5 protein-coding genes are annotated in these 4,611 nt (G+C 70.9%); 3 read left to right on the top strand and 2 right to left on the bottom strand.

What is annotated here, in order from left to right; all coding sequences use genetic code 11:
* The 3 genes from FRW57_RS23425 to arc all read left to right on the top strand — a co-directional run.
* Positions 1-302 (top strand): CBS domain-containing protein (locus FRW57_RS23425; RefSeq protein ID WP_476748657.1); only part of this gene is annotated, 302 nt, incomplete at its 5' end.
* Between the two features lie 25 nt (positions 303-327).
* Entirely contained in the window at positions 328-1,347 is a 1,020-nt protein-coding gene (locus FRW57_RS17570) for a tRNA (adenine-N1)-methyltransferase (protein WP_137123006.1), read from the top strand.
* Positions 1,348-1,425: 78 nt separating this feature from the next.
* Positions 1,426-3,204: a proteasome ATPase gene (arc, locus tag FRW57_RS17565; RefSeq protein WP_137123005.1), complete on the top strand. Its 1,779-nt coding sequence runs from the start codon at positions 1,426-1,428 to the stop codon at positions 3,202-3,204.
* A 79-nt stretch (positions 3,205-3,283) separates the two neighbouring features.
* Here arc and FRW57_RS17560 read toward each other — a convergent pair whose 3' ends face one another.
* Both FRW57_RS17560 and FRW57_RS17555 read right to left on the bottom strand, forming a co-directional pair.
* Positions 3,284-3,982 (bottom strand): hypothetical protein, encoded by a 699-nt coding sequence (locus FRW57_RS17560; protein ID WP_137123004.1) that lies wholly within the window; start codon positions 3,980-3,982, stop codon positions 3,284-3,286.
* Between the two features lie 70 nt (positions 3,983-4,052).
* On the bottom strand, positions 4,053-4,611 hold a 559-nt coding region (locus tag FRW57_RS17555), incomplete at its 5' end, for an HAD-IA family hydrolase (protein ID WP_152186602.1).

Here is a 4,611-nt window from a genome sequence, read left to right as displayed (position 1 = left end):
AGGCCCGTTCGGTGGCCGGCCTGCTCCCACCGCACGCGCTGCTCGTGGTGACCGGGCGGGACGGCCTGCCCTCCGGCCTGGTCGACCCCGACGCGCTCGCCGCGATTCCGGACCACCTGCTCGCCGAGACCCCCGTGCTGGCGGTGATGCGCGCGCAACCCCCCGGCTGGGTCGTGGACGCGTCCCCCGAGCAGCCGATCACGACGGTGGTGGCGGCCATGCAGGAGCTGCGGGTCGGCACCATCGCCGTGCGGACCCCGAGCGGGCGTGTCGACGGCGTGGTCCTCGCGTCCGACCTGTGAACCCCCGCACCTAGACTGGCTCGCCATGAGCCACGCCACCGACGAGCCGGAGCACGCTGAGCGCCAGGACCGTCGGCAACCCACCGGGGCGGTGGCCCGTCGGGGACCGTTCTCCGAGGGCGAGCGGGTCCAGCTGACCGACCCCAAGGGTCGCTTGCACACGATCACGCTGCTCCCCGGCAAGGAGTTCCACACCCACCGGGGCCGGCTGGCGCACGACGCCCTGATCGGGGCGCCGGACGGGTCGACGGTGACCAACACGGCGGGCATCGAGTACCTCGCGCTGCGGCCGTTGCTCTCGGACTACGTCATGTCGATGCCGCGCGGCGCCGCCGTGGTCTACCCCAAGGACGCGGGCCAGATCGTGGCGATGGCGGACGTCTTCCCCGGCGCGCGGGTGGTCGAGGCAGGCGTGGGTTCCGGCGCGCTGTCCATGTCCCTGCTGCGTGCCGTCGGCGACCACGGCTCGGTGCACTCGTTCGAGCGCCGGGAGGACTTCGCGGACATCGCCCGGGGCAACGCCCGGGCCTTCTTCGGCGCAGACCACCCCGCCTGGCAGGTCACCGTCGGCGACCTCGTCGAGTCCCTCCCCGGCGCGGTGGGAGCGGGCACCATCGACCGGGCAGTGCTCGACATGCTCGCGCCCTGGGAATGTCTCGAGGCGGTGGCGGACGCGCTGGCGCCCGGCGGCGTGCTGATCTGCTACGTCGCGACCGCGACGCAGCTGTCCCGCGTCGCCGAGGCGATCCGCGACCACGGCGGATACACCGAGCCCGAGGCGTGGGAGTCGATGGTCCGCGGCTGGCACCTCGAGGGCCTGGCGGTCCGGCCCCAGCACCGCATGCACGGCCACACCGGCTTCTTGATCTCGACCCGGCGGCTGGCTCCCGGTGTCACGCCACCGGTGCGCAAGCGGCGGCCCGGACGCGGCTACGACGTGGCGCCGGACGAGGACTGGGGACCCGAGGACCTCGGCGAACGGCCGGTGTCGGACAAGAAGGTTCGCCGGATTCGCCGTTCCGTGGGGGACACCTCCGCGACGTAGCGCTCAGGTCGGGTTAGGGTCGAAGTGTGAGGGTCGCAGCAGCGATCCGAATGCGGCGATTGGCAGGAGGTTCCGACCATGTCCGACGTGCCTGACAAGCCCCAGCAGCCCGCGTCCGCGTCGTCCGCCGACGAGGCCCGGGAGAACGAGGAGCTTCGCCGACAGCTGGAGATCCTCCGGGACGAGGTGTCGCGGATGCGTCATCGCCTCACCGAGTCGCCGGGCCGCACCCGAGACCTCGAGAACCGGGTGCTGCACCTGCAGTCCTCGCTGGGCACCGTCTCCGCCCAGAACGAGAGGCTCGTCCGCACCCTCAAGGAGGCGCGCGAGCAGATCGTGACCCTCAAGGAGGAGGTGGACCGGCTCGCGCAACCGCCTTCGGCCTACGGACTGATCGTCGAGTCCTACGACGACGCGACCGTCGACATCCTCACCGGTGGGCGCAAGATGCGCGTGGCGGTCAGCCCCAACGTCGAGCCGTCGGAGCTCACCCCGGGCCGCGAGGTCATGCTCAACGAGTCGCTCAACGTCGTCGCCGTCTCCGGCTTCGAGCGGGTCGGCGAGGTCGTCATGATCAAGGACTTCCTCGGCGAGGACCGGGTCCTGGTCGTGGCGCACGCCGACGAGGAGCGGGTGTGCCGGCTGGCCGACAGCCTGGTCGGCGAGACCATGCGCATCGGCGACGCCCTCATGCTCGACCCGAGGTCCAACTTCGTCTACGAACGCATCCCCCGGGCCGAGGTGTCGGAGCTGGTCCTCGAGGAGGTGCCCGACATCTCCTACGAGGACATCGGCGGCCTGGCCGGCCAGATCGAGGCGATCCGGGACGCCGTCGAGCTGCCCTACCTGCACCCCGACCTGTTCGAGGAGCACCAGCTGCGACCACCCAAGGGAGTCCTGCTCTACGGTCCGCCCGGCTGTGGCAAGACGCTCATCGCCAAGGCGGTCGCGGCGTCCCTGGCGCGGAAGGTGGCTGAGAAGGAGGGCCGGCCGCTCGGCAAGTCCTTCTTCTTGAACATCAAGGGACCCGAGCTGCTGAACAAGTACGTCGGTGAGACCGAGCGGCACATCCGGCTGATCTTCCAGCGTGCCCGGGAGAAGGCCTCCGGGGGAGCGCCGGTGGTGGTGTTCTTCGACGAGATGGACTCGCTGTTCCGCACCCGCGGGTCGGGCGTCTCCTCCGATGTGGAGACCACGATCGTGCCGCAGCTGCTGTCCGAGATCGACGGCGTGGAGCGTCTCGAGAACGTCATCGTCATCGGAGCCTCCAACCGCGAGGACATGATCGACCCGGCCATCCTGCGGCCCGGGCGGCTGGACGTGAAGATCAAGATCGAGCGGCCCGATGCCGAGAGCGCGCGCGACATCTTCAGCAAGTACCTCGTGGCCGAGCTGCCGCTGCACGAGCACGACCTGGCCGAGCACGACGGGTCAGCGCAGCGCACCGCGGAGGCGATGATCCAGGCCGCGGTCGAGCGGATGTACTCCGAGATCGACGAGAACCGCTTCCTCGAGGTGACCTACGCCGACGGCGACAAGGAGGTCCTCTACTTCAAGGACTTCAACTCCGGCGCGATGATCCAGAACATCGTCGACCGGGCCAAGAAGATGGCGATCAAGGACTTCCTGACCACCGGCACCAAGGGCATCCGGGTGGACCACCTCCTCGCGTCCTGCGTCGACGAGTTCAAGGAGAACGAGGACCTGCCCAACACGACCAACCCCGACGACTGGGCCAGGATCTCCGGCAAGAAGGGTGAGCGGATCGTCTACATCCGCACGTTGATCACCGGCAAGGACGGCACGGAGCCGGGGCGCTCCATCGACAACGTCGCCAACACCGGCCAGTACCTCTGAGCCGCAGATGTCGGGCGCCGGAATCGCCGGCCACTGATCCGGTGAGCCGGTGAGCTGGTCCGGCGCCGTCGAGGATGGGTCAGAGAGCGAAATCGGCTGCCGAGTCAGCCGCGGAGTCGATGTCTGCCACCACGCCTCCCGGGGCGAGCACGGCCAGGAAGGTCTCGACGGCCTGCCGTTCCTCGCCCGGAGTCCGCAGGTCGTCGATCAGGGCGTGCCCCGCCGCCACCAGCTCCGGTTCGTCACCGTCCCACTCGGCACCGGCCGCGTCCCAGACCCACTGGGTGGCCCAGTCGAGCACCTCGATGACCGCCTGGTCGTCGTCGAACATGAACCGCCCGACCGCACTCGCTCCGTCCGGCTCGGGTTCGTCCGGGTCGCCGGGGTAGGCGACCCGCTCCCAGGTGTCGTCGTCCAGCCAGTAGACGAAGCCCGGCCGTTCCGCGTCGAGCTCTCCGTGCCAGGGATCCACCAGCCCCCGCACCCAGTCCGGTGCCTGGGTGACCACGTCGACCTCCTCGCCGCGCGCGGTGGTCACACTCACCTCGTGGTCGCGACCGTAGAGGACCGCGCGGCCCTCCGGTGCCAGGATCAGGTGGATGGCGTTGCCGTCGCCGTCCTCGTGGTGCCACCCGACCTCATCGGCCCAGCAGGAGTCGGAGAACCCCGCCAAGGTGGTCACGACGGCCAGCGCGGCCCAGCGGGGGCGCAGGTCGTCCAGGCCCTCCCACTCCTCCATCGGGACCGGCGGACCCGCCTGGGGATCAGGCTCAACCACGGCGAGGTCCTCCTTCGACGATCGGGCGGCGCCACGAGCGGTCTCCGTGGCCAGCACCGCCACGGCGCGGCTAGTGCAGGCTACTGCAGGCCTCATCCGCGGGACCGTCGGAACTCACGTGCAGCCGGATGCCGCCGTCGGCCGTTTCCCACCGCACGTCGGCCAGGCCGGGCACCACGAGGTCGGCCTCCAGCCGCTCGGCCGGGGTCGTCGTGGTCACGGCTAGCGTCGCGCACCCGGCCGCTTGGGCGGCGGTGATCCCGCTGGGAGCGTCCTCGACGACCAGACATGAGCGGGGGTCCACCGCGAGCAGTTCAGCCGCGCGCAGGAACGGGTCGGGCGCGGGCTTGCCGACGGCCACGTCGTCGACGGTCACCACGACGTCGGGCCGCACCAGTCCAGAGGCGGCAATGCGTGCCTCAGCCAGTGGCCGGGTGCAGGACGTGGCGATGGCGCTGCGGTCACGGGGGACGGCCAGCAACGCCTCGGCCGCTCCCGGCAGCACGGTGATGTCGTGGGTGTCAGCGAGCTCGAGGTCGGTGATGCGCCGCAGGGCCGCCGCCCGACGCTCCGGCGGCAGCAGCCGCGCCACGATCTCCTCGGCCGGGACGCCGTGCGAGTGCGCCATG

Source organism: Segeticoccus rhizosphaerae, assembly GCF_009192725.1.
Lineage (GTDB): Bacteria > Actinomycetota > Actinomycetes > Actinomycetales > Dermatophilaceae > Segeticoccus > Segeticoccus rhizosphaerae.
Note: the sequence above shows the minus strand (reverse complement) of the source record. Positions and strands in the feature narration are given on the sequence as shown.

Bases quoted from the DNA above. Each gene is read 5' to 3' on its own strand.
- FRW57_RS17570 (WP_137123006.1), top strand. From the start codon at position 328: ATGAGCCACGCCACCGACGAGCCGGAGCACGCTGAGCGCCAGGACCGT.
- arc (WP_137123005.1), top strand. From the start codon at position 1,426: ATGTCCGACGTGCCTGACAAGCCCCAGCAGCCCGCGTCCGCGTCGTCC.